The organism is Flavisolibacter ginsengiterrae DSM 18136, assembly GCF_059568575.1.
Genome location: NZ_JCANTR010000007.1, coordinates 141,043 through 164,827 on the forward strand (window position 1 = coordinate 141,043; position 23,785 = coordinate 164,827).

At 40.8% G+C, this 23,785-nt stretch carries 23 protein-coding genes; 7 read left to right on the forward strand and 16 right to left on the reverse strand.

What is annotated here, in order from left to right; genetic code table 11:
- Positions 1-11: 11 nt before the first annotated feature.
- The 3 genes from bshC to BP74_RS09485 form a co-directional block, all read right to left on the reverse strand.
- Complete coding sequence (bshC, locus tag BP74_RS09475) at positions 12-1,607, reverse strand: bacillithiol biosynthesis cysteine-adding enzyme BshC (RefSeq protein WP_496373430.1); 1,596 nt, start codon at positions 1,605-1,607, stop codon at positions 12-14.
- Between the two features lie 46 nt (positions 1,608-1,653).
- On the reverse strand, positions 1,654-3,150 hold the full coding sequence (locus BP74_RS09480; RefSeq protein WP_496373432.1) for an aldehyde dehydrogenase (NADP(+)): 1,497 nt from the start codon (positions 3,148-3,150) through the stop codon (positions 1,654-1,656).
- A gap of 517 nt (positions 3,151-3,667) precedes the next feature.
- The gene (locus BP74_RS09485) at positions 3,668-4,624 is read right to left on the reverse strand and encodes an ion channel (RefSeq protein WP_496373434.1); all 957 of its coding nucleotides are present in this window, start codon (positions 4,622-4,624) and stop codon (positions 3,668-3,670) included.
- Between the two features lie 260 nt (positions 4,625-4,884).
- On the opposite strand from BP74_RS09485, the gene BP74_RS09490 reads away from it, so the two are divergent.
- The 3 genes from BP74_RS09490 (at position 4,885) to BP74_RS09500 (ending at position 6,170) form a co-directional block, all read left to right on the forward strand.
- Complete coding sequence (locus BP74_RS09490; RefSeq protein ID WP_496373436.1) at positions 4,885-5,082, forward strand: hypothetical protein; 198 nt, start codon at positions 4,885-4,887, stop codon at positions 5,080-5,082.
- 154 nt (positions 5,083-5,236) lie between these two features.
- Positions 5,237-5,611 (forward strand): hypothetical protein, encoded by a 375-nt coding sequence (locus BP74_RS09495; protein ID WP_496373438.1) that lies wholly within the window; start codon positions 5,237-5,239, stop codon positions 5,609-5,611.
- Between the two features lie 43 nt (positions 5,612-5,654).
- A complete protein-coding gene (locus BP74_RS09500) occupies positions 5,655-6,170 on the forward strand; it encodes a DUF2231 domain-containing protein (RefSeq protein WP_496373440.1) in 516 nt (171 codons plus the stop codon).
- A gap of 27 nt (positions 6,171-6,197) precedes the next feature.
- Here BP74_RS09500 and rimO read toward each other — a convergent pair whose 3' ends face one another.
- From rimO to BP74_RS09530, 6 genes are all read right to left on the reverse strand, one after another.
- Positions 6,198-7,505: a 30S ribosomal protein S12 methylthiotransferase RimO gene (gene rimO / locus BP74_RS09505; RefSeq protein WP_496373442.1), complete on the reverse strand. Its 1,308-nt coding sequence runs from the start codon at positions 7,503-7,505 to the stop codon at positions 6,198-6,200.
- A gap of 199 nt (positions 7,506-7,704) precedes the next feature.
- Positions 7,705-8,658, reverse strand: a complete 954-nt coding sequence (ftsY, locus tag BP74_RS09510; protein ID WP_496373444.1) for a signal recognition particle-docking protein FtsY — start codon at positions 8,656-8,658, stop codon at positions 7,705-7,707.
- Positions 8,659-8,897: 239 nt separating this feature from the next.
- The gene (locus BP74_RS09515) at positions 8,898-9,071 is read right to left on the reverse strand and encodes a DUF4295 domain-containing protein (RefSeq protein ID WP_496373446.1); all 174 of its coding nucleotides are present in this window, start codon (positions 9,069-9,071) and stop codon (positions 8,898-8,900) included.
- Positions 9,072-9,149: 78 nt separating this feature from the next.
- Positions 9,150-9,332 carry a 50S ribosomal protein L33 gene (gene rpmG, locus BP74_RS09520; protein ID WP_072835402.1) on the reverse strand — a complete coding sequence of 61 codons (183 nt, stop codon included), beginning with the start codon at positions 9,330-9,332 and terminating at the stop codon, positions 9,150-9,152.
- Between the two features lie 41 nt (positions 9,333-9,373).
- Entirely contained in the window at positions 9,374-9,610 is a 237-nt protein-coding gene (gene rpmB / locus BP74_RS09525; RefSeq protein WP_496373448.1) for a 50S ribosomal protein L28, read from the reverse strand.
- An 88-nt stretch (positions 9,611-9,698) separates the two neighbouring features.
- Positions 9,699-9,935 (reverse strand): hypothetical protein, encoded by a 237-nt coding sequence (locus tag BP74_RS09530; RefSeq protein WP_496373450.1) that lies wholly within the window; start codon positions 9,933-9,935, stop codon positions 9,699-9,701.
- Between the two features lie 508 nt (positions 9,936-10,443).
- Here BP74_RS09530 and lpdA point away from each other — a divergent pair.
- On the forward strand, positions 10,444-11,847 hold the full coding sequence (lpdA, locus tag BP74_RS09535; RefSeq protein WP_496373452.1) for a dihydrolipoyl dehydrogenase: 1,404 nt from the start codon (positions 10,444-10,446) through the stop codon (positions 11,845-11,847).
- Positions 11,848-11,917: 70 nt separating this feature from the next.
- On the opposite strand, the gene BP74_RS09540 is transcribed toward lpdA, so the two are convergent.
- Positions 11,918-12,658, reverse strand: coding sequence for a DUF4197 domain-containing protein (locus BP74_RS09540; RefSeq protein ID WP_496373454.1), 741 nt, complete (start codon positions 12,656-12,658; stop codon positions 11,918-11,920).
- A 182-nt stretch (positions 12,659-12,840) separates the two neighbouring features.
- Between BP74_RS09540 and BP74_RS09545 the strand changes: the two genes are divergently transcribed.
- Positions 12,841-13,980, forward strand: a complete 1,140-nt coding sequence (locus tag BP74_RS09545; RefSeq protein WP_496373456.1) for an NAD(P)/FAD-dependent oxidoreductase — start codon at positions 12,841-12,843, stop codon at positions 13,978-13,980.
- A gap of 28 nt (positions 13,981-14,008) precedes the next feature.
- On the opposite strand, the gene BP74_RS09550 is transcribed toward BP74_RS09545, so the two are convergent.
- Positions 14,009-15,235, reverse strand: a complete 1,227-nt coding sequence (locus BP74_RS09550) for a T9SS type A sorting domain-containing protein (protein WP_496373458.1) — start codon at positions 15,233-15,235, stop codon at positions 14,009-14,011.
- 253 nt (positions 15,236-15,488) lie between these two features.
- On the opposite strand from BP74_RS09550, the gene BP74_RS09555 reads away from it, so the two are divergent.
- Complete coding sequence (locus BP74_RS09555; RefSeq protein WP_496373460.1) at positions 15,489-16,286, forward strand: glutaminyl-peptide cyclotransferase; 798 nt, start codon at positions 15,489-15,491, stop codon at positions 16,284-16,286.
- On the opposite strand, the gene BP74_RS09560 is transcribed toward BP74_RS09555, so the two are convergent.
- Genes BP74_RS09560 through BP74_RS09575 form a run of 4 tightly spaced genes read right to left on the reverse strand, consistent with a single transcriptional unit; the run spans position 16,283 to position 22,550 of the window.
- Complete coding sequence (locus tag BP74_RS09560) at positions 16,283-17,176, reverse strand: class I SAM-dependent methyltransferase (protein ID WP_496373462.1); 894 nt, start codon at positions 17,174-17,176, stop codon at positions 16,283-16,285. The genes BP74_RS09555 and BP74_RS09560 overlap by 4 nt on opposite strands.
- A 40-nt stretch (positions 17,177-17,216) precedes the next feature.
- Positions 17,217-17,882, reverse strand: coding sequence for a hypothetical protein (locus tag BP74_RS09565; RefSeq protein WP_496373464.1), 666 nt, complete (start codon positions 17,880-17,882; stop codon positions 17,217-17,219).
- On the reverse strand, positions 17,830-19,497 hold the full coding sequence (locus tag BP74_RS09570; RefSeq protein WP_496373466.1) for a hypothetical protein: 1,668 nt from the start codon (positions 19,495-19,497) through the stop codon (positions 17,830-17,832). The genes BP74_RS09565 and BP74_RS09570 overlap by 53 nt, the downstream gene beginning before the upstream one ends.
- Before the next feature lie 17 nt (positions 19,498-19,514).
- Complete coding sequence (locus tag BP74_RS09575) at positions 19,515-22,550, reverse strand: tetratricopeptide repeat protein (RefSeq protein WP_496373468.1); 3,036 nt, start codon at positions 22,548-22,550, stop codon at positions 19,515-19,517.
- A 180-nt stretch (positions 22,551-22,730) separates the two neighbouring features.
- On the opposite strand from BP74_RS09575, the gene BP74_RS09580 reads away from it, so the two are divergent.
- Positions 22,731-23,141 (forward strand): DoxX family protein, encoded by a 411-nt coding sequence (locus BP74_RS09580; protein WP_496373470.1) that lies wholly within the window; start codon positions 22,731-22,733, stop codon positions 23,139-23,141.
- Between the two features lie 143 nt (positions 23,142-23,284).
- Here BP74_RS09580 and BP74_RS09585 read toward each other — a convergent pair whose 3' ends face one another.
- Positions 23,285-23,713 (reverse strand): DUF6526 family protein, encoded by a 429-nt coding sequence (locus tag BP74_RS09585; protein ID WP_496373472.1) that lies wholly within the window; start codon positions 23,711-23,713, stop codon positions 23,285-23,287.
- Positions 23,714-23,785: the final 72 nt, after the last annotated feature.

Below are 23,785 nucleotides of genomic sequence, written 5' to 3' on the forward strand. Positions count from 1 at the left end.
GAATCGCGGTTTTATAATTCTATCAAAACCATAAACTCCTGTTCGAGGGCCAGCGAATGCCTATATAATTCATCTATAAAGCTGCCACCCCATTTTGCATAAAAGCTGCTGAAATTTTCCTTCCTTTCCTGCAAGCCATTGGCCGGGAAAAGGGCAGCTTTCATATTTTGGATGCCTCTTTCCTCGTCAGCATATTTCCTTTTTTCGGCCCTCAGCATTTTTTTCTCCAGTTCCTGCAAAGATTTTAAAGACCTGGTTTTAATCGCAGCTACATGTTGCCCAAGAGTGGGATCAATGGCGGCTGCCTGCGTTTTGATTTGTTCGTAAAATGCCTCCGCTTTCTCAAAATTGCCATTTAATGAAATAGCATTTGAAGACATCCGTTCCACTATCAGGGTCATTAATTCATTGACGGATTTGAAAATATCAGGAATTGTAAGATTCAATCTGCTGATCTTCTCCTTCCATTTCCTTTCAATCACAAGGAAGGAGTTTCTTAATACCAGCACGGGGTAAACCACTTTATAATGGTTAAAAAGATCCTTTAGTTGAAGCCAGTAAGCCATTTCCCCTCCACCTCCAATAAATACCAGGTTGGGCAAAATAGTTTCCTGGAACAATCCTCTTAAAATAACATTAGGACTGAATCGTTCAGGATGATTTACTAGTTCTGTTTTAATCTCTTCAGCTGAAAAAGAAAGTGATGTATTATGAACAGTAAAAGTTTCTTCCTTTCGAATAATGCGTTCCCGGATATCATCCTTTAAATAGAATAAATTGATCTCCCTGGGATGCGCCTGTACGTTATAATGTTCTTCCAGTTTAACAGATGTTTGCTGCACTATACCTGCAGAAGTATTTTGAAACAATTCTTCTTCGAACAATTGGATCATCTGGGCCTTATATACGGGATGATCAGGTATAAGCACAACCAGTCCGTAGTTACCATATAACTCGTTGACCAATTCAAATGTAGCTGTTTGAATATCCTTACCAGCGCTGTAACAACTTCTTAGCAGACCAATTACTTCTGCACCATGCTTCTCCCCGATCAATTGGCCTTCCAGTTCATCTATTAGCTGCACAAGGCTTTTGTCAACAATCATCCTCCCCACTGCACCTTTTTGTTCCTTTTTCCACTCAATTTTTTTTCCATCGACATAAGTATGGTTCAATTCAGCAAAGTCAGCATCCTCAGATCCCATATAATAAACAGGCACAAAATCATACCCCGATAAATGTTGCTTTAATTCTTCTGCCAGCTTAATTGTATGAAGTATTTTATAAATAAAATACAAAGGACCTGTAAACAGGTTAGGTTGGTGAGCCGTACAAACAGTAAAACAATTCTCATTGGCCAACCTTTGGATATTAGCCATCACCCTTTCGGTGGCATTCATGTTTTTATACTGTTCCAATAATGTTTGAACCAGGATCTTCCTGTTAACAGATTGACTTTGTTTCTTTAGTAAGGTTTGTGCGATCCCGGCCAATGTTGGATTTTCAGCATAAAAAGGACGTAGCTTTTCGTCTCCCTGGAGATAATCAAGCGGAATTTTAGAAAAGGCGTTGGTCTGGTTATAAGGAATGCGCTGTTCAGCAAACATGGTTTAAAATTAAAACAACCCGGCATTTAAAATTGTTAAGTCTTCATTATTCAGCAAAACTGACCGGATCTTTTGTCAATTGATTATTCACAGTTCTCCAGATATGTAAAGGATTTTCGTTTTTTAATGCATCTGGCAATAATTCATTAGTCCAGTTTTGATAACAAACTGGCCTTGCAAAACGCCGGATCCCATCAGCACCTACAGCAGTAAACCGGCTATCTGTTGTGGCGGGATAAGGACCTCCATGATGCATACCCAAAGCGACCTCCACTCCTGTAGGCACTCCGTTCAGGATCAAACGCCCAGCCATCTCTTTTAAAATTTCAATCAAAGGAAGGTTTCCAATGACTTCTCCGGGAGTAGCAATGATCGTAGCCGTTAATTGTCCTTCCAATGCTTTCGCCACAGCAATCATTTCAACCATATCGCTGCATTTTACCAATAATGAATAGGTTCCAAATACTTCCTTATGCAATAAGGGGTTGTTTATAAATGCAGTAGCATGTACAGTTGCAATGGTTGGAATAGTATGCTGTCCAGTTGAACTGTAAGTTGATGTGGCCAAAACTTCTACACCCTCTTGTTGCAGGGCCTTATTTCTCTTTTCATGAAAGCTACTGGCAATATGGGGATGAAGCATTTCAACAGGCTGCACTTTTTCTATTTCGTTTCGCAGGTCTTGAATGAACCTGCTTAATGATTCACTGTCGATACCCACCATGATTCCTGGGTTGGTACAAAACTGTCCGCCACTTTGCGTGATAGAAAGAGCAAACTCCCTGGCAATAGCCTCCGGGTCCTGTTCAAGTTTTCCAGGCAACAAAAACACAGGATTCACGCTTCCCATTTCAGCAAATACCGGTATTGGCACTGGCCTCCTGGAAGCAATGTCAAACAAGGACCGGCCTCCTTCCACTGATCCTGTGAACCCTACTGCTTTCGTTAAAGGGTGCTCAACCAGTGCCTTACCCACTTCAAAGGCTGCACCATGAAGATGGATGAAGATATTGTCAGGCATATTTAAATTGTTGAGTGCCTTTTTAATAGCTGCTGCTACCAATTCTGATGTTGCAGCATGGGCTGGATGTGCTTTTACAATTACAGAACAACCAGCAGCCAGGGCACAGGCAGTATCTCCTCCTGCGGTAGAATAAGCAAAGGGGAAATTTGATGCCCCAAAAACAACAACGGGCCCCAGGGGGATCAGCATTTTACGCAGGTCTGGCTTAGCGGTTGTTCTAGTATTATCCTGTGTATCAATCCTGGCATCAAGCCATGCGCCATTTTCACAAGCTGCACCATAGGAATCCAATTGAAATATGGTTCTTCTTAATTCTGATTGCAAACGAGGAGGATCAAGATGTGTTTCATTTCCTGCTACGAACACCAGGTTCTCTGCCTCTTTTTCAAGTTCCCGGGCGATGCCACTCATAAGTGATGCTCTCTGGGCCAGGGAATAATTTTTATACATTTCAAAAGCTGACCATGAACTCCTTAAAGCTTCATCTACCTGTTCTATTGTAGCATCCTTAAACTCCATGTTTTTTTGCCAAAGTTCTGAAATTGGAGGCTTTTAAGAGCTTCTTGAATTCATTCATGAATTCTGGAACAACATGGTTCATTTTAACATTGCCTTAGGGCATAATTGACCCTTTGTGTTGTCAAATAATAAACACCCCTCTATGAGAATCGAATTATTTATATCATTAATGACATTTACCAGTTTGTTGGTCTTTTATAAAAGAAAGAAACTCAATGATTGGTAATGTATATAAGATGGCAACAATTCATTTCACAGTATTTACATTTCATTCTGTTGCTTATTGTTCTTTACCTGCACATAAAAGAGTTTTAACAGGTAAATAATAAATTTCAACCTGCAATCAAATCAACACTATGAGAATAGAATTTTACGCACTATTGACCATGTCATTTTGTTTCCTTCTTTATTTTAAACGAAAACAACTCAAAAAAGAATGGGAAAACCGCATTTGAATCTCCGTAACAATACCATTAATGATCAATCTATTTGATATTTCCCGATTAGGAATTGACTCTTATATTTCCACCTTTTCAAAATGATTCAATTTATTTAATTCCAGAATGGTGGTCATTCCATCTTCTGATTCATGGTACATAGGTTTGAACTTAGCGCCCCATACTATTTCTTTATAAGTATAGGATGTGCGTTGCATTACCACATTGGAAAAGATGGGATTAAATCCTGATACCTGCACAAGTATTTCAACATCTGCATTTTCCAGGTCTTCTTTTGTAAAATCTACTAATGGACTTTGCTCATCAATAGGATGCACAACAGTCCAGTTCATATTGAACATATCCACTCTTGATCTTTCCAGGCCTAGCTTATAAAATGCATATTCAGGTTTACCCTCCTTGATAAGAACATAGGAAAGGTTTACAACCACCTGTACGTCGCTCAAATGGTGATTACTTTTATAGGGAACAAGCCGAAACATCAGACCCTTGCCGGTTGTATAGGGAGCAATCAATGCGTTCTCACTGAAATCAATATACGCCTGTGGTCGGGTAAACCTTCCATATAAAAGTCCCGTAACTAGAGCGAAAAAAAGCCACCCACCCATTGCCTGTATAGAAGCCAGGAGGTCTGCGCTGTCACCCACCGGATTAATTCTTCCATAACCAACAGTAGTAAAGGTTTGTGTACTGAAATAAAACAATTCTCTTGCCCTGCTCCAGTAGCCCCGGGACAAAAGCCCCTGCAATTGTTCATCACCAATAAGTATATAACCCAGGGCAAATAAAATATTCACCACTAAATAAAACAGGACAATAAGCGTGATAAATTTTATCCAGGATATCTCAAGCAGGTACGAATAAAAACTTGTCCTTTTAAAATAAGGCGCACCTGTCTTTTTTAGATTAAAAGATCCATCCTTATTCATGAACCGACCCCCAAACTGGCCGGGCTGGTTTCCAAACCCGGTGTCTGGGTTTGAGGTTGAATAATGTTCTACAATTGAAGAAGCCATATTGATCGTTTGCTTTATAAATGTAACCCAATGGTAATGGATTCAAAAGAACAAAAAGAAGCTATAAACGGAAAAGATTGAATCCTGACACAATTCCTTCATCCCATTCGCCAGTTCATCCGTGCTTGCATTGTCCCTGGAATTTATCACTGGTATTTTAGCTAAGAGTTAATTTTTTATCCTGTTCCATGAACTTACGTAACCATGATTTCCTACATCGATATGAGAAATAAAAAACCATATATTTTAAAACTTCTAAAATGACCAAGTCTCCAAACTACTGCCTTGAAACAGACAGGCAAGTAAATCATTGTTCCGGCTGTGAAAATTGTTGCAGTCAACTATCTGAAAATAAAATGCCTGATATTTTGTCAATGATGGGTTTATATGCAGCAGAGGCCAAAACCTATTACCTCTATTACCAGTCATGGTTCCACCTGGAAGATTCAAAAAAATAACAAGCAATCTTATTTAATATATTAATAAACCTTGTGACGGGAATAAAAGTTCTAATACTTCCAATAAAAACATTTAATTGATCAGAACTGTTATTGAAATGTTTAACAGGGTTTTACCCGAAACAGCCTTTATAAGTATTAAATTTATAGGGGCATGAAAAGGATAACAGCCATATTTTTCCTGGTAATTTTTGCCGGTTCTTTTACTGAGTTGGGACAATTGATCAAATTACCATCCCTGGTTCAACATTATTATGCGCACCAGCAGAAGTCTGCTGTTTCTTTTTTTGACTATTTAGAAGAACACTATTCTTCACACAGAGATGATGGGGATAAAAATGAGGATATGCAACTACCATTTAAGATGGTTATTTCAACTCCTTCTCTAGTAGCAGGTTTACCTTCCACAGGACCAGAAATCATTGATCCTTTACCAATCTCCCGGGATATAAAGTTCGCTTCACAACAATATTTTATTGCAAGCCCCAGGACTTTTTCCATTTTTCATCCTCCGCGTACTGTCATTTAGTCTTTCTCATTCATTTATTATTTATTCATTAAAAGACAGTATCATGAACGCATCCCAAATACATTTGGCACTTACGCATGTGCCTGTAATTCTTTCTTTTATTGGCCTTGTCATTTTGATTATTGGCCTTCTCAGGAAAAATGAAACAGTAATCAAAACATCCTTTTATATCATGTTGGCAGCAGGCATATTTACATTGCCAGTCTATTTCACCGGTGAAGGAGCAGAGGAAATGGTAGAAAATCTTCCGGGAGTTTCCGAATCTATTATTTCAAAACATGAAGATGTAGCCAATTTCACGCTGATCATTATCTCCATAACTGCACTCATGGCACTTGCGGGGATACTATTCTATGGCAGAAAAGGAGTGGGAAAACTGGCCCGTATGAGTGTATTGGTTTTATCCTTTATTTCCGCTGGTGCCATGGCTCAAACAGCCCACTTGGGAGGGTCAATAAGGCATACCGAGATCAGGAATGTTACCGCCAATAACGGGCAGGATGGTGAAACCGCAAATCAAAATGGGGAACAAGGAACAATAACAAAAGATGACGATTAAAAAAAGAGGGCTTTGGCCCTCTTTTCATTATATCAATTCACCCTCAAGATCATAATCGTAAGCACGGGTGATCTTCACATTATAAAAATTTCCGGGTAGTAATTTTTTATCGGTCTGGATGATTACCTCGTTATCAACCTCAACGCTGTCAAATTCAGTTCGTCCAATGTACCTGCCTGCTTCTTTCTTGTCCACAAGGACCTTAAGGGTTTGTCCCAACTTTTCCTGGTTCTTCTCATAACTGATTTCTTGCTGAACAGACATGATGTCTTCAGCCCTTCGTTGTTTTTCATCTGCCGGCACATCATCAGTCAAGCCGTAGGCTGAAGTATTTTCTTCATGTGAGTAGGTAAAAATGCCTACCCTGTCAAAACGCTGTCGTTCAAGAAATCCTTTCAGTTCTTCCACATCTTCCAGTGTTTCGCCCGGAAAACCAGTAATAAGGGTAGTGCGCAGGCAGATGCCGGGAACAGTTTCCCTTATATTTTGTACCAGATCTTCCATTTCTGCACGTGTGATATTACGGCGCATGGCTTTCAGCATATTATCTGCCGCATGCTGCAATGGCATATCCAGGTAATTACAGATATTGTCCCGCTCCCGCATTACATCGAGTATTTCCATAGGAAACTTATGCGGGTATGCATAGTGCAGGCGTATCCATTCAATACCTGGAACGTCGCTCAATCTTTTTAAAAGGTCAGCCAACATTCTTTTTTTGTACAGGTCCAGTCCATAATAGGTCAATTCCTGGGCTATCAGCAGAATCTCTTTCACACCCCTGCGGGCAAGGCTCTCAGCCTCCTTTACCAGGTCTTCCATGGAACGGCTGATATGTTGTCCCCGCATCAGGGGAATGGCGCAAAAAGCACAGGTTCTGTTACAGCCCTCTGCAATCTTTAAATAAGCATAGTGAGAGGGTGTTGCCAGGAGCCGCTCACCAAGGAGCTCAGTTTTATAATCAGCCTCAAATTGTTTTAAGATCAGTGGAAGTTCCATGGTTCCAAACCAGGCGTCCACTTCAGGGATACTCTGTTCAAGATCTTCGCGGTAACGCTGGCTCAGGCATCCCGTAACATAAACTTTATCCAGTCTGCCTTTTTGTTTCAGGCTAACCTGGTCAAGAATAGTATTGATGGACTCTTCCTTGGCCTTATCAATAAAACCACAGGTGTTGACAATTACAATATTATGGTCCTTCTTTCCACTTTCGTGCACCACATCGATCTCGTTGGCCAGCAATTGGCCACTTAAGACCTCGCTATCCACCATATTCTTACTACAACCGAGGGTGATTATATTGACCTTATCCTTTTTGAGCGTTTTAGATTTCATGCGAGACGCAAAGGTAACTACATTCCAATTGTAGCCCTGTTTAGAAATTGGTAAATAGAAACACTCTTATTTAGCTAAATAAAAGAGAATGAGGATGTTTTAAAAATTTTTATATTCTGATTTCCGGAGTTGAAATTGAAAAACAGTATAGTAATCCATTATGTAACCACACTTAAATCGATTAAGGAAGTAACTTGTACTATTTATTGATACTGAATAAGCTATCGACAAATTCATGCTTATCAAAAATCAGAAGATCTTCCATTTTTTCACCCACACCAATGAACTTAACAGGTATTTTAAACTGGTTTGCTATAGCCAATACTACACCCCCTTTAGCCGTGCCATCCAGTTTGGTAATGGCCAGGGCAGTTACGTCAGTTGCAGCGGTAAAATGCTTTGCCTGCTCCAGGGCATTTTGACCAGTTGATCCATCCAGGACCAGGAGAACTTCATGCGGAGCGCCGGGTATAACTTTTTGTACACTTCTTTTGATCTTGCTAAGCTCATCCATTAGATGAGCCTTATTATGAAGTCGACCGGCTGTATCTATTAGTACAACATCGGTTCCCCTGGCAATAGCACTTTGAACAGAATCAAAAGCTACAGCGGCAGGATCAGAACCCATGGCCTGTTTTACAATAGGTACACCTGTTCGTTCCGACCAAATGGTGAGTTGCTCAACTGCGGCAGCCCTAAACGTATCAGCAGCACCAAGAAGCACAGCTTTCCCTGCTTTTTTGAAATTATAGGCAAGCTTTCCAATTGTGGTAGTCTTACCCACCCCGTTCACTCCAACTACCAGGATTACATATGGTTTATGAGGTATGTCTGAAGTAAAATCATAAGATTGCCCACCTACCAGCATATCTTTGATTTCTTCTTGAAGTATGATGTTTAACTCACTGGTATTTAAATATTTATCTCTTGCAACTCTCTGTTCAATTCTGTCAATGATTGCAACGGTAGTCTCAATCCCAACATCGGCAGTAACGAGCGCTTCTTCCAGGTCATCCAGTACTTCTTCATCTACGGTACTTTTACCTGCAATAGCCTTGGATACCTTTGAAAAGAAATTTTCCTTGGTCTTCTGTAGTCCTTCATCCAGGCTTTCCTTTTCTTTTTTGCCAAATATCTTATTGAAAAATCCCATAATATTAGTTCCTTTTGCTTATTGTTTTTCCGAGTCGAAACATCAGCATTTTCTACCTGATAGTTTACGATCCAACTGTTTCTATAGCACAGTACCCCATTACTATTTTACCGGGTTAAAAGGGCTGCAAGATACAATAGGAATAGATATACCTGCGATAAGCAGGGTATTGCCTTTTTGCTTCAAATAACAAAAGCCGTCCAGTTGGACAGCTTTCGGAAAATTTACTAACCCTTAATTTATTTCTGCGCTAAGAAATCCTTCACTTTATCCTTATGCACGATAGCCTCTTTAAAGGTATAAGCACCTGTTTTAGGGCTACGCACAGCTTTGATAACTTTTGACCAGTTCTTTGCTTCAGCGGCGGCCCTGGCATCTTTGGATTTAATCGCGGTTTTTGCTGCTTTTGCCATGACTTATAAGTTGATATATTGATTAGTTGAAAGGCAGTACCCGGTTAGGTTTATGTATAAACCTACAGGCTTACCCATTTACTTAATTTCTTTGTGAACGGTAACTTTCTTCAGATTTGGATTGAATTTCTTCAATTCCAAACGCTCAGGATTGTTCTTTTTGTTCTTTTCAGTGATATAACGGCTGGTACCAGGCACGCTCGTAGTTTTTTGCTCAGTGCATTCCAGAATTACCTGTACACGGTTTCCTTTCTTTGCCATTGTTGATTAATTTGAAATTTAAAAATTAGCTTTTTAGCTAATTAAATATGTTGACCCTGAGCTCTAAGCTCTTTTACAACGGTTAATAGACCTTTTTTATTGATAGTACGGATACCATCAGCAGTAAGCTTTAAAGTGATCCACTTATTCTCTTCTGCTAAGAAAAACTTCTTTGTTTGCAAATTGGGTAGAAAACGACGCTTGGTTTTAATGTTTGAGTGAGAAACAGAATTACCTGCGATTGGCGTTTTACCCGTTACCTGACATACTCGCGCCATGACTTGGAAAATTTTGGAGGGCGAAGGTAAGGGAAAATGGGCAATTGAAGTAAGGGAATAACAGAAATTTTCATCTGTTTAGAAAATATTAGCAATAATTTTCAGCCACTCTGTCATTGACCTGTATGATCTGGTCCAGTCCAATGTGGATCCCGGCGTCTGTTTCTATCATGTCCCGTTCAGATACTGTGCTCATATCAATGATACGGGTTTTTAATATAGACACACCCCCATCCACCGACCTGAATTTAATAATACAGGGCCTCCTGAGGTCCATTTGTTCTTCCAAATATTCCTTAAAAGCTATTGATGGATGATTGATCATATACCTATTCCAGCAATAAAGATACCATCTATGGAATATTTCATCTAAAAATGGCGCCTGTCAGACTCCTGCCTGGTCCCGGGAAAAGCCCAGGGAAAGCCCTATCTGAAGTATAGATACTGCGTGATGATCACGCAGTATCTATACTTCAGATAGGGGGTTGATAGAGGGCAACTATACTTAAGCCTGTAAGATGGTCCCTGGAAGGCAGAAACCAATAATGCATATCCCTATTATTATAAATTATTCCTTCATTAATAGAAGATCGGCTTTCAATGCCGAAACAACATCAATATTCCAATCAGGTCGGGACCATTTATTATGGTCCTGTTGTTCACCTTCTTTGTGCTTCACTCATTTTAAATTAGCTTCGTGCCGCTTTTGAAAAGTCAGGGAAAGAGGTTGTATGTACAGGTGTATCCTGGGCCTCCGGAAGTTGATTTTTGATCATTCTAAATCTTAACCTTCCTTCCTTTGAGGAAGAAAAGGGAATTAAAAATGTAATAACATGGCATACGATGTAGTCGTAATTGGTTCGGGTCCCGGTGGTTATGTAGCCGCTATCCGTGCCTCACAGTTAGGTTTTAAAACAGCTATCATTGAAAGAGAAAGTTTAGGAGGTATTTGCCTTAACTGGGGTTGTATCCCAACTAAAGCACTTTTAAAAAGTGCCCAGGTTTATGAATATATCAAGCATGCAAAGGATTTTGGTATTGAGGCTACCGGGCAGCACAATTTTGAAGCCGTGATCAAAAGAAGCCGGGGTGTGGCTGATAAAATGAGCAAGGGCGTGGCTTTCCTGATGCGCAAGAACAAGATCGACGTTATAAATGGTTTTGGTAAAGTAGTCGCCAGGGGAAAGATTGAAGTTACTGGTGCCGATAACAACAAACAGACCGTTGATACAAAGTACATCATTATTGCTACGGGTGGACGTAGCCGCCAACTACCTTCCATGCCAATTGACGGTAAGAAGATCATTGGATACCGTGAAGCAATGGTGCTGCCACAGCAACCTAAATCCATGATCGTTGTGGGTAGCGGTGCTATAGGTGTAGAATTTGGATATTTCTACAGCAGTATGGGAACCAAGGTAACGATAGTTGAATTCATGCCAAGAGCAGTTCCTGTGGAAGACGAAGAGATCTCTAAAGAGCTGGAAAAGAACTTTAAAAAACAGGGTATTGATATCATGACCTCTTCAGAGGTTACAAAGGTTGATACCTCGGGCAATGGTGTAAAAGCCACCGTAAAAACAGCTTCAGGCGAAGTGACCCTGGAGGCTGACGTTTTATTGAGTGCCGTAGGAGTTACTGCCAATATTGAAAATATGGGGCTGGAAGCTGCAGGTATCAAAACGGAAAAAGGTCTTATCAGTGTTGATAAATATTACCAGACAAACGTTCCAGGTATCTACGCCATCGGGGATTGTGTTCCCGGCCAGGCACTCGCGCACGTGGCCTCTAAAGAGGGAATTATCTGTGTAGAGAATATTGCTTTTGGCGAAAAGAAATACAACCACCAACCGGAACCACTGGATTATGGAAATGTTCCGGGATGTACCTATTGCACGCCTGAGATTGCATCAGTAGGATTGACAGAACAAAAAGCCAAAGAAGCTGGTTACGAGGTCAAAGTGGGCAAATTCCCACTAAGTGCCTCAGGTAAAGCCTCAGCTGCAGGTCATACAGAAGGATTTGTGAAAGTGATATTTGATGCCAAGTACGGCGAATGGCTAGGCACACACATGATCGGGTATAATGTTACAGAGATCATTGCCGAAACTGTAGTTGCCAGGAAATTAGAAACTACTTACCATGAAGTGTTGAACAGCATACATCCTCACCCAACTATCAGTGAGAGCATCAAGGATGCTATTGAGGTAGCTTATGGTGAAGCCATTCATCTATAATAAACTTTCAAATAAGTAAAAAGCCTGTGTTACCACAGGCTTTTTTTATTCTATTATTCTATTTGGTTAGCTAGTTAGCAAATACTTTTTTAAGAATATCACTGGTACGCGCCAATGGGTCTTTCCGAATCTGCTGTTCTTCCAGGCCTACCTGGTGAAAAATGCCTGCTAAAGCCCTTTCAGTGACATAGGCAGCCAGGTCTGGATTGACCTTTTCAGCGCTGAACCTGTTGTAGTTGGAAAAAATGGTGTTCCAGTATTTTGTAGCACCTACCCTGGCCAGTGAGGTTTCTATAACAGGACGAAATTTCTCTGGAAGTGAGGCTGTGGTTCTATCCTTCAAATAGTTGGTAGCTGCAAAATCTCCCCCTTTCAAAATACCAACACCATCCTGTATGGTAATGCCCTTGATAGCATTAATAAATATAGGTGCTACTTCTTTTGCTGCATCTTCGGCAGCCCGGTTCATGGAAAGTATGGCATTATCCACCTGCTTGCCCATGCCGATACCCCTTAATTTGGTTTCCACTTTCTTAGCTTCTTCGGGCATTAATATCTTTATAGCGGCATCTTTGAAGAAGCCATCTGCCGCAGATAATTTTTGAGATGCTTTGTTTGTGCCCACACTCAGGGCCTCTTTTAATCCACTTATAATATCATCATTGCTTAGGCCAGTCTTTGAACCGGAGCTCAGGATTTTGCCTAAACCAATTTTACCCGAAGAATCTTTTTTTAATAAACCCTTAAAACCCTGGGCCTGGGAAATGGAGAAGCTAATCAAAACTGAAGAAAGCAGGAATATCTTTTTCATAGAATGGTTTGTATACCGAAAATAACCATATAGAATATAAAAAGGGGTTAAATAAGGAATAGAATATGTCAACAGGTATTTTTTCCTGGTAATATAACTACTCACCTCTTGTAACCTCAGGGTATTATTTATATCCATATACCTTCCCGCTTCCCGATATTTGTGTTCTTACATAATTCATCATGCAGGTTTCAATTTGGGAAAAGGAAAGCTTTTATGCACCACAGGATATTATTATTGTGGGTAGTGGCTTTGTAGGTCTTTGGTCTGCCTACTACCTGAAAAAGAAAAATCCTGATCTGCGGGTAACCATCATTGAGAGAGGCCTGATTCCCACAGGTGCCAGCAGCCGCAATGCAGGATTTGCCTGTTTCGGCAGTTTGAGTGAATTGGTACATGATGTGCAAATTATGGGCACAGACAATATGCTTGAACTGGTTGAAAAACGTTTTAAAGGCATTGAACGTATTCAAAAAGTATTTGGGAAAAAAGAGATTGGGTTTTCCCTTTGCGGCGGGTATGAGTTATATGGTGATGCAGATTCTTTATCGCCTGCTGAATTGGAAAACAATCTACAATATATTAATTCGCTACTTAGACCTGTAACAGGCAGGAAAAAAACGTACAGCCTTGCGGATGATAAAATTACCGGTTTTGGTTTTGGCAATACCCGCCACCTGGTTGAGAATATTTCTGAAGGATACCTGCATTCCGGGAAACTTTTACAAAACCTGCTGATGTTGGTTCAATCTATGGGTGTGCAGGTCTTCACCGGAATGGAGATAACAGCTTTTGAAAAAATAAATGACCATGTTGATGTTCATATTCCTGCCATAGGAAAGCTTTCAACCAATCAATTATTGCTTTGCACCAATGCTTTCACCAAAAACATTTACCCCGCTGTGGATATTGTTCCGGCACGCGGCCAGGTATTGTTAACCTCTCCTATTGAAGGCCTGGATTGGGAGGGCACGTTTCATTCTGATGAGGGCTTTTACTACTTCCGTAACCTGGGAAACAGGGTGTTGCTGGGTGGTGCAAGAAATAAAGCTTTTAAAGAAGAGGAAACTACAGAAATGGTGACCACGGAATTTATCCAGGAGGAACTTGAAAAATACCTGGCTGAAGTGATATTACCATCTCAGGTAAACAAATACCAGGTGGAATACCGATGGTCAGGAATAATGGCAATGGGAAGCGAGAAAGCACCGATAGTCAAAGAATTGGAACCAGGGGTTTTTTGTGCTGTTCGTATGAGTGGCATGGGAGTAGCTTTGGCTCCGGTTGTTGGAAAAGAAGTTGCACAAATGATGACGAGCTAATGGCACCTCCTGTCGATAGCAAATGAACTTATAAGCGGATAAATTTTTCTCTCAGTTTTCTTTTCCCGTTATCTCCTTGCAGCAGGTACATGCCTTGTTTTAATTGTGATACTGACAATTTTTGGATGCTTGAATTGACCCTGACAGAGAATATCACCACTCCATTTATATCAGTCATACTAATAGTGGTACCTATCCAGCTATCATCAAGATTTATATTAATATCGCTTGCGGTTGGATTGGGGAAAATGGCCGACGATGGATTTACCGCCAAGGGTGGAGCTTCTTCCAACCATGGTTTGTTCAGACCCTTGCTTGATAATAGACCAGCTCTTGGCCCTCCCTCATAGAACAAAGCACGCATCCTCAACTTCTGGCCATTGGTAAATAAATTCATACAGGCATCACCGGTATAATCCATATAATTCATATACATATCTCCCAATGATCCATTGCTGCAGGAACTACGAAATGTGTTGGGACAACCGGGTGTGAAATTCCCTTGGACCGGAGTATCGTCCACGCCATCGTCTCCGCAATAATAATCACCCCAGATATGCTTCAATCCTAACCAATGCCCAACTTCATGAACAGCGGTTCTGCCTAAATTGTATGTGCCGGACATATTCAGGGTGCCAAAAACTGAAGTGGCAATAACCACTCCATCGGTGGCTGTTTCACATCCCGGCACAGAAGAATACCCTATCACTGTTTGAATATTACCCACCCATATATTTAAATAATACCGGCTATCCCAGGCATCATCACCTCCTTCCCTGCTGTACTTGATCTTGTCATCGGCTTTCCAGAAAGGTAACGAGGTCTTTTTATGAATGATACCCATAGTGGGCCTTCCCATTGGATCGGCTGTAGCAAGTTTGAATTCTATCTTTGTATCTGCTGCCATCCCCTTAAAACGCTGGGGGGTCAGGCTTGAATCCTGGTTATCTCTCCTGAAGTCCCGGTTCAATGCATCTACCTGGCTTTTAACCTGGTCATCAGATATGTTTTGTGCAGTATTATTATACAGAATATGAACCACAACCGGAATGGTTATCACCGAACTGGCAAAATCACCATCTAAACGGTAATTGGTTTTATAACGCTCAATAAATACTTCCACATTGGAAAGATTATTAAGCAATCCAGGTTGAGAACTCTTTAATACATCCATATAGGATGGAGTGCCGCAATTGCGCTGTGCATATATAAAAGAGGAAAGCAATAAACAGATACCAAAGACGATCGTCCTCATAGTTCCAGGGTTTACAGCAATGCACAGGCTTTTGGAGTACGGAATTTTCCAGGAAGGTTGGAACTACAGTATTAGGAATTGCAAAAGTCATTCCCAGGAATCGGAGGTAAAGGACAGTGTAAAGTTTGAGGGGATCTTTGGTAGGATACGTAGAAAGTAATGCCCAAATTTAAAAATCAATATCCATATAAACAAAGAAAGCAAAACTATTTGTTTAACAAAAGTCTTTTGACCCATCCCTTATTTTTGTCAGATGAAGAAACTTAGTTGCGTACTTGCCGCTACCCTTTTCATCATTTTTATTAGTTGTAATAATAATACAGAAGAAAGTTCAGGCTCCCCGGCTGAAAATCCAATACCTGTAATGAGTTACAGCGTAGTTTCTACGCAACCTCACGACACCAGTTATTTTACCGAAGGGATAGAATTCTACAAAGGCACTTTATTGGAAAGTACCGGCTTATATGGCAAATCAAGGTTAGTACAAAAGTCATTTCCCGATCTTAAAATTATAAAACAGGTAAAGCTTGACCCTAAACTGTTTGGGGAGGGAATAACCGTTTTACATGATACGTTATACCAGTTAACCTACCAGGAGCACCTGGTTCAGGTATATTCTGCAAAGGATTTTAAGAAAATTAAAGAATTACCCTTGAACCCTGAGGGTTGGGGTCTGACCAATGACGGGAAAAACCTGATAGCCAGTGATGGTAGCAGTAATCTATATTTTTACGAACCACAAACTTTTCGCCTATTACGGGTGCAGGGTGTAACGGAAAACGGCACGCCTGCAGTAAATGTCAATGAGCTGGAATATATCAATGGCTTTGTATATGCAAACCAATGGCAATACAATTACATTTTAAAAATCGACCCTTCCAATGGACAGGTTGTAGGCAAGATGGACCTGACAGAACTGGTGAACAAAGTAAAGAACAGCGATCCTCATGCTGAATTCTTCAATGGCATCGCCTATAATCCTGAAACAAAAAAAGTATACGTTACCGGGAAAAACTGGCCACAAATGTTTGAGATTCAGTTTGCTTTTTAATCTTTTGAAATAATGTAGATCAGGGAACTGGCCTTTTCCTTATTGAGTAGCGCTTTAAAGTTGGAACGAATACCATTAAGGGCTGCTCCCAGCCAGGAAGTACTTCCTGTACGGTATTTACTACTTAATAAGCTGATATAAAATGCGTCAAACCACATAGGCTTGCGGGCTATTATTTTCATCCCATGCTTTTGAACCAGCACATCAACCGACCTTGGAGTAAAATGGTATAAATGTCTTGGCACATCATAAGCCGCCCAGCGGTTACCATAAAGGTCAGCATCCAGGGAAGTGTAATTGGGTACTGCAATAAAGATCTTCCCATTCTTTTTCAACAATTGCTTTAATAAGGCTACATAATCCTGCAGGCTCTCTACATGTTCCAGCACATGCCACAAAGTAATAGCGTCAAAGTTATTATGAGGAAGAGTCCTCAATTCCGGCGCAGGTTTTACATCGATAGCAAAAAGCTTTTTTGCCTGTTGCCGGGCCCCGTAATCTGGCTCTATTCCCTCAATATCCCAACCCTTTCCTTTCATTTCATTCAAAAAAGCACCAATACCTGCACCTATATCCAGTATCCTTCCTTTATTGGTGGTATGTGAGATGACCAGAGCAGATTTTTGGCCTAATGTAAATTTCCTGACTGCCTGGTAAAGTTTATTGAGCAGTCCTTTATTGGTATTGCTATGGGAAATATAGTCCTGTGATTGATAATAAGGACCGATAGAGCTTTCATCCGGAACATCCTGTGTAAAACGTAAGGTACATGACTGGCATTGCCATATTACAAATTCTTCCCCGCTTACCGAATGATCTTTAGCAGTTAATAAAGGGTGAATATCAGAACTGCCACAAACCGGGCACTGGGTATAATGCACTTTGCTCATAAAAGAGGCTGCAAAATAGGTAATCGGGAAACAATATCAATTAAACTGTTCCCGAAGCGGCCTTCATTTTAAGGCCTGAGGATAAAGGATTAAATCCATTCCTGTATAATATAAACAGTATGGCAAGAATGGTAATTATCAGTAATATCCAGCCAACCAACACAGCTATTGACCTTTTCCTGGCAGGCCTGGCTAAAGTGTCTGTGACCTGTTGTGAAGTCATTTGGTGATCACCAACCAGCATGCTATGTTCTACATTTTCCCTGATTACCTTATGCGCCGGCACCGCTGCCAGGCCATCCATTACCAGGAACTGTTGTTCAATGGCTATGCTGCTATCGGATCCTTTTAAATCGGCTATGCCATTCCAGGTAAATGGTTCTTTTCTCATCCTGTAACTAAACTTTTTACCAAATTGATCCAGTTCAGATTTTATACTTTCCGGATCTGAATTGATGGAATTTGCCAGGAATTGCACCTGGTGGTCCGAAAGCACATCACTGTTATTCCAGTTCAGGGTGAAGGAAGGAGGAACAAGTAATTTGTCCACCACGTTAAATTCTGCAGGATGCTGCACCAATTCAAATGTTCCCACATGAGGTATGGATAACTTCCGGAATTGCAATAAATATTTAGTAAGTAAAGACAGCACCTTAATTCTTTTGAGCGAACGAAAATACAACACCACCGAGGAAATTAAATCCATAAGTTGGATATTGGTTCCAACGCTGGTATTCCTTATTGAATACATTATTGAATTGCGCCCACAATTTTACATTGTTAACCACTTTAAATTCAAGACCGGCACTAAGGTCCATGGCTGCCGGAAGGTCTCGGCGGCCCACTTTATTTAATGACCAGGGACCATCAAACGCATATAAATTGGCATTAACATATAGATCCTTTAAAACCTGCACTGTCAGCCTCGTATTCCATTCTAATGGGGGCAAACCCCAGGCTTTTTCATTTAGTTGCAGCTTATACCGGTTGAAGGTAAGGTTAGAAATCACTGAGAACTGCTCTCCTACTGTATACCCCAGCTCACCCGCAAAATTCACCACCTTCATTTCAGGTTCATTGAGTACCTCGAAGGATTTTCCGCTAAGCGTATCGTTAATATACAATGGTTGGTTATTGATCTTGTTATATCCCACTTTGGCACTATAGCTGAAATGATCGCCCACTGATCCTTTTACACCCGCATATCGTTCTTCAATCCAGGTATTACTGGTAGTAGCGGGAGCCCATATATACGGGTTATAATTGGCCATATATTGAAACCCGCTGTACCTCATATAACCTAACCAGCCTGCCTGGAAAGAAACCCTGTCGTCTGCAGAACTGAACACTGCCATGACATTGGGAAACAGTTTGAAATTCCCATTGTCCCAGCTTGGCTTAATGCCAGCCTGGATATTGACATTGGAGGATTTATACAAAATGGAAGGTGAAGCAGTAACAAAATTATTGGTTATTGTACTCTTGCCTTCTGGTTTATAACTGGCATGGTTAACTTCAAGTGCCAGGTCAACTTCGAACTGGGTGCCAATTGTTTTGGTGAGTGGCAGGTTCACATAACTATTGCTTTCCGAGTTGCTCAACTGGTCGCTGAAAACATCGATCTTCATTTCAGGAGCATACGTGATACCGAGTTCTGTACGGTTGATATTGTGAAAGGCAAGACGGCCTTTCCATGCCTGGTATTTAATATTCAGTGAGTCTTCAGGGAATTCAAGAGTAGCTGGTTGAAAACCATATTTATTATACTTTTCCTGCAGACCTCCAAAACGGGCATTCCATTCCAGGTTTTTGGATGTTTGAACAAAGGCATCCAAATCAATATTGGTATGCATCACATCCTGGAAAGGTAACTTCCCCTTTGATGAATAATGCCTGGCATAGGCATTCAATCCTAAAGTTTTACCGTCGCCTACCGAAAGCCCTGCCTGTATGTAGGGTGTGGAAAGACTGCCGAAACCAGCCTTGATATAGCTATCGTTATCCCATCTTCCACCAGTATCAACCTGGAAGGCCAACGGTTTTAGACTTCCGGGCTGAAACGCAAAAGCCAGGTTTTGATTGGGAATGGCATATTGCAACCTTGGCCTGGTTGTATCCGGCGTGGGAGGTGTAGCATTTATATTGATCTTGGCGGCTTCCTTTAAAGAAGGCTTAAAAGTAGATGTTACACTTACTTCCCTTTTTTTAATGGTAGTGTCTTGCGCCATACCAGTATATCCTGCCAGAGATGCCAATATTATAAAGATGGAAGATTTCATATACTGCTTGCTAAATACTGTTTCAAAATTTTGTTTCATCATATCCTATGCTTGCCGGATTAATTATTCACTTTGCTATTCTTCCCCTCTTCTTCAATTACCTTATTCAGCTTACCCTGTGCCTCGGATTTCAATTCAGCGTTCAATGAATTATCAACCACACTCTGGAAAGTGGCTTTGGCATTGAAGTAATCCTTTTCCTTTAAATACACATCACCTAATAATATATAAGCTTTCGTTACCCACCAATCGTAAGAACCCGATTTATTGATCACCTCAAATGCAGCTTTTTCAGCATCACTATTTCTTCCTAACAAGAACCAGCTATTGGCAATTTCATAGCGTGCCTCAGCAGCAAGTGCTGCCTTATTCACGGCTATCACCTGCTTGAAGGAATTAATGGCAACATCATACTGACCACCCATTTGTGCAGATTTTCCAATAGCCATATTGGCAAGTGATTTATCATCGGAACTGCTTCCTTTCTGGCTGATCAGGTCTTTTGCATTAGCGACAGCATCACTCCATTTTTGTTGCTGGTATTGGCTGCGCAATAAACCACGCATAGCCTCCAGCCGGTTTTCCTGGCTGGCGGTAATCTGTTTTAATTGTGCATAGTAACGTTCCGCTTCAGCATAATTCTTCAATTCGAAAAAGTTGATGCGGGCTGCCTGTAATACTGCCCTTTCCGCAAAAGTATTGGGTGCTCTTTCCGCCACTACCGTATAGCTACTAAGAGCTTTAGGCCAGTCTTTACGGGCGCTATAGATCTCTGCCCTGTAAAATTGGGCATTGGTGGAATAGGTGCCATCCGAAAAGCGCTGCAGGTAAGTATTAAAAGCCTCCAGTGCCGCAGCCATATTCCCATTATCATATTGTAATTGGGCAGCCGTAAAAGTCAATGAATCTTCTGCAGAAACAGAGATCGGTTTGCCAGCCTGCCGGGCCACGTCAGCATATTCTCCCGGCTTACCTTGTTCTACATAAATAATTTTTAAATTATCCAGCGCATTCTCAGCTTCGGGAGAATTTGGATAATGATCAAGCAATTGCTTATACTGCGCGATGGCAGACTCATTATTGTTTAAATTATAATAGGCGATCCCTGTTTTTAAATAAGCCTGCGGTTTCAAACTGTTATTACCGGTAGAATTGATTATTGTGGTCAGGTAAGGAATGGCCTCACGGAAACGCTCATCTGCCAGATAGGTATTCGCTATCTCCATATTGGCATCATCTACCAGGTTAGATTGAGGGAACTTTCGGATCAAAGTATTTAACAGGTTGATCTTCTCTGTTGCATTATTGATACCTGCGATCATGGCTTTTTGAAAAGTCGCATAATCTTCTGCAGGCCAGGAATACCGGATCACGTTATCATACATAGTACGTGCCTGGGTATAACTACGGCTCATAAAATAGGCATCAGCGGTCCTGGTATACGCATCTTGCGTAATAGGGTCAGAGCTGAGTGAAACATTGCCAGCTAATGGCTCAAAAAAGCTCCTGGCTACAGGATAATTTTCTTTTCGGTAATAAGCATATCCCAGGTTATATTTTACAGACCGTTCATTAGCCTCACCCGATGCAGGCGCACCGGCATTAAGGTATGCATAATAATAGCGAATGGCTTCGTCTATATTATTACTACGGTAAGCCAACTCTCCCTTCCAGAAGTTGACAAAAGGGAGCACGGATGCATTATTCGGATCTTTTAAAGCACGATCCAATAATGCATTGGCTTCCGCCAATTGACCGTCATTGATCATTTCAGTAGCACGGCCATATAATATCCTCGGGAGCAAACGTTTTACCGATGCTGTTGGATATTGAATGCCTTCCAACAGGGTCAGGGCATCTTTGTAATTATTTGTATTGGCCAATGCGCCAACGAGCAATTCGATGGCTTCATCCCTGTATTTAGAGTCGGGATAATCATTTAGAAATGTCCGGAGGCTTTTCAATGCCTCATCCTGGTAGCCTAATTCATAAGATAACTTGGCATAGTTAAACCTGGATATTTCCCTCTGTTCAGGATTACTATTGTTAGAAGATCCAAATAAGAAAGCATTCCTGGCATTGGTTTTCTGACCGGTCTTTAAGTAAGAGTCGCCCAGCAGGTACATACTATGCTGGCTAAGCGAATCTTCCTTACCACTTAATTGCTTAAATCCTTCAATGGCCTTGTTGTAATCAGCGGCCTGGTAATAGGCATAGGAAAGTTCATACAGATCTTCACGCCTGACCTTTTTGGAGCGATTTACATAATCTCCAAGGTAAGGGACCGATTTGGCATATTGCTTCTTTTCAAAGTATGCATGACCCAACAGTTGCTTTAACTCCAGGTCATAATATTGGGTCTTACCCTGCTTGATCTTATTTTCCGCATAGCTGATGGCATCCTCCTTTTTCCCCTGCACATAATAGATTTGAGCAATATAGTAAGGTACTATAGCTTCGTATGCCGGTTCATTTTCAACGATGCGAAAGCTTTGAAGTGCATCATTGTAATCCCTGTCACGGAAAGCAATAAATCCATAGTAATAGTTGGCATCAATATAATTGGGATCAGATTTTACCTGACGTATGGCATTCAGTAATGGTTTAGCCTTTGCAAACTGCTGCATTGTAAAATAAGAATACCCCTCATGAAATTTATAATCTGCAATCTCCCTGTTATTGAGATTGGCAATATTGGCATTTTCATAGAGCTGAACGGCGTCAGAAAACCGTTGCTGCCTGAAGTAATATTCAGCAAGGTGAAAATTCATCATCTGCACTCTCGCATTGTTCTTGGTCACATCAATAAACTGCAAAGCATCCAGTTCTGCTCTTCCTTCATTTTGCTTCAAAGCGCCTACAGTAGCATAATAATTGATCTCCTGCACTTCGATAGGATCATTTATCGTGTTGGTTTCCCTGGCAGATTGCTGCAATTCTTTAAAGAGAGGATAGGCAAGGCTATACTGCTCTTTTTGAAAATATTCCTTTGCTTCGTTGAATGTTTCCTTGGGATTTTTAAAGAAGATAGTTTGCTGAGAATAGGAGAATACACAAATAAAGCAGCATGTGAGAGAAGCACAAATTTTCTTCATAGTTCGTCCTTTAACCGTTGCGAAGATAACGTTGATTGAATTCGAATTATTTTGGCCCTGACCAAAGATCATTCCAAAGAACATCATAAAATTGCATTTGCGCATCTTATTTAACATATCAGAAGGTCTACCATATTTGAATTTGTTTACGTAAACTTGCGCCACAATTCAATTAACCTAATGAGAAAATTATTCAGTACCAGTACTTCCGACAATGCATTTTCTTTCGCCATGCTTATTCTTCGCCTTGGAGTTGGTTCATCCATGATGATTAATCATGGCCTGGACAAACTAATGCACTTTGCACAAAAAGCCCCCAGGTTTGCAGATCCATTCCATATTGGTTCCACTACTTCTCTTTCACTGGTAGTGTTTGCAGAATTCTTTTGCGCGGCATTTATTATACTTGGATTGTTCACCCGCCTGGCGTGCATACCCCTGATCATATCCATGTCAGTGGCCTTATTCTTTGCACATAAGGGCGATTTTTTCGGCGTTGGAGAAAGTGCGGGCTTGTATCTTAGTTGCTTTGTCACTTTGTTATTTACAGGTCCTGGTAAAGTAAGCCTGGACAGGTTTATAGGAAAGTAATACCGGGAAACAACCTAAGAACTGTTCCCTACTATTTGAATAATCAATCTTGTCGGAAATTATAAGTGGCTTTTCACGTCATTCTGTTATAATACAAACATGGATTAGTGATGGCATTATTACAATTATGAGAATGAGGATTTTCAGACCCTTTGCCAATCGGCCCGCCAGGTCCTTATCTCTTTTTTAATGGCATCATTACTTAATCCATGCTCCAAAGCTTTTTCTGCCAATGATGGCATCTCTTCATCGCTGGCAAAACGAAGAGCAATAATTTGACTTAAGGACAGTCGTGGATCGATCCGCTTACCGGTCAGGATGAAATACCGAAGGCTTTCCTCAGCTCTTATAGCCCTGTCCTGTGCTTTTAATGCAAATACACGGCTATGAATATATAGACTCAATAGAATAAATGACACTAATACGATCAGCCATGCTGAATACAGGTTCTGCCTGCTGCTATACATCACATTTCTTAAAGAGCCAATCAATAATGCCAGGATGGACAATAAGGTTAAAATATGATAGGTGAACACGATCCTTGAATGGTTCTTATAATTTTGTTCTCTCATAAAGAGTAGGTCTTTGTTTGGTTCAGATTGCAAAGTAATTCTTAATTAGGACAACACATATGCATTTAAAAG

Bases quoted from the DNA above. Each gene is read 5' to 3' on its own strand.
- bshC (WP_496373430.1), bottom strand. From the start codon at position 1,607: ATGTTTGCTGAACAGCGCATTCCTTATAACCAGACCAACGCCTTTTCT.
- BP74_RS09480 (WP_496373432.1), bottom strand. From the start codon at position 3,150: ATGGAGTTTAAGGATGCTACAATAGAACAGGTAGATGAAGCTTTAAGG.
- BP74_RS09485 (WP_496373434.1), bottom strand. From the start codon at position 4,624: ATGGCTTCTTCAATTGTAGAACATTATTCAACCTCAAACCCAGACACC.
- BP74_RS09490 (WP_496373436.1), top strand. From the start codon at position 4,885: ATGACCAAGTCTCCAAACTACTGCCTTGAAACAGACAGGCAAGTAAAT.
- BP74_RS09495 (WP_496373438.1), top strand. From the start codon at position 5,237: ATGAAAAGGATAACAGCCATATTTTTCCTGGTAATTTTTGCCGGTTCT.
- BP74_RS09500 (WP_496373440.1), top strand. From the start codon at position 5,655: ATGAACGCATCCCAAATACATTTGGCACTTACGCATGTGCCTGTAATT.
- rimO (WP_496373442.1), bottom strand. From the start codon at position 7,505: ATGAAATCTAAAACGCTCAAAAAGGATAAGGTCAATATAATCACCCTC.
- ftsY (WP_496373444.1), bottom strand. From the start codon at position 8,658: ATGGGATTTTTCAATAAGATATTTGGCAAAAAAGAAAAGGAAAGCCTG.
- BP74_RS09515 (WP_496373446.1), bottom strand. From the start codon at position 9,071: ATGGCAAAAGCAGCAAAAACCGCGATTAAATCCAAAGATGCCAGGGCC.
- rpmG (WP_072835402.1), bottom strand. From the start codon at position 9,332: ATGGCAAAGAAAGGAAACCGTGTACAGGTAATTCTGGAATGCACTGAG.
- rpmB (WP_496373448.1), bottom strand. From the start codon at position 9,610: ATGGCGCGAGTATGTCAGGTAACGGGTAAAACGCCAATCGCAGGTAAT.
- BP74_RS09530 (WP_496373450.1), bottom strand. From the start codon at position 9,935: ATGATCAATCATCCATCAATAGCTTTTAAGGAATATTTGGAAGAACAA.
- lpdA (WP_496373452.1), top strand. From the start codon at position 10,444: ATGGCATACGATGTAGTCGTAATTGGTTCGGGTCCCGGTGGTTATGTA.
- BP74_RS09540 (WP_496373454.1), bottom strand. From the start codon at position 12,658: ATGAAAAAGATATTCCTGCTTTCTTCAGTTTTGATTAGCTTCTCCATT.
- BP74_RS09545 (WP_496373456.1), top strand. From the start codon at position 12,841: ATGCAGGTTTCAATTTGGGAAAAGGAAAGCTTTTATGCACCACAGGAT.
- BP74_RS09550 (WP_496373458.1), bottom strand. From the start codon at position 15,235: ATGAGGACGATCGTCTTTGGTATCTGTTTATTGCTTTCCTCTTTTATA.
- BP74_RS09555 (WP_496373460.1), top strand. From the start codon at position 15,489: ATGAAGAAACTTAGTTGCGTACTTGCCGCTACCCTTTTCATCATTTTT.
- BP74_RS09560 (WP_496373462.1), bottom strand. From the start codon at position 17,176: ATGAGCAAAGTGCATTATACCCAGTGCCCGGTTTGTGGCAGTTCTGAT.
- BP74_RS09565 (WP_496373464.1), bottom strand. From the start codon at position 17,882: ATGGATTTAATTTCCTCGGTGGTGTTGTATTTTCGTTCGCTCAAAAGA.
- BP74_RS09570 (WP_496373466.1), bottom strand. From the start codon at position 19,497: ATGATGAAACAAAATTTTGAAACAGTATTTAGCAAGCAGTATATGAAA.
- BP74_RS09575 (WP_496373468.1), bottom strand. From the start codon at position 22,550: ATGAAGAAAATTTGTGCTTCTCTCACATGCTGCTTTATTTGTGTATTC.
- BP74_RS09580 (WP_496373470.1), top strand. From the start codon at position 22,731: ATGAGAAAATTATTCAGTACCAGTACTTCCGACAATGCATTTTCTTTC.
- BP74_RS09585 (WP_496373472.1), bottom strand. From the start codon at position 23,713: ATGAGAGAACAAAATTATAAGAACCATTCAAGGATCGTGTTCACCTAT.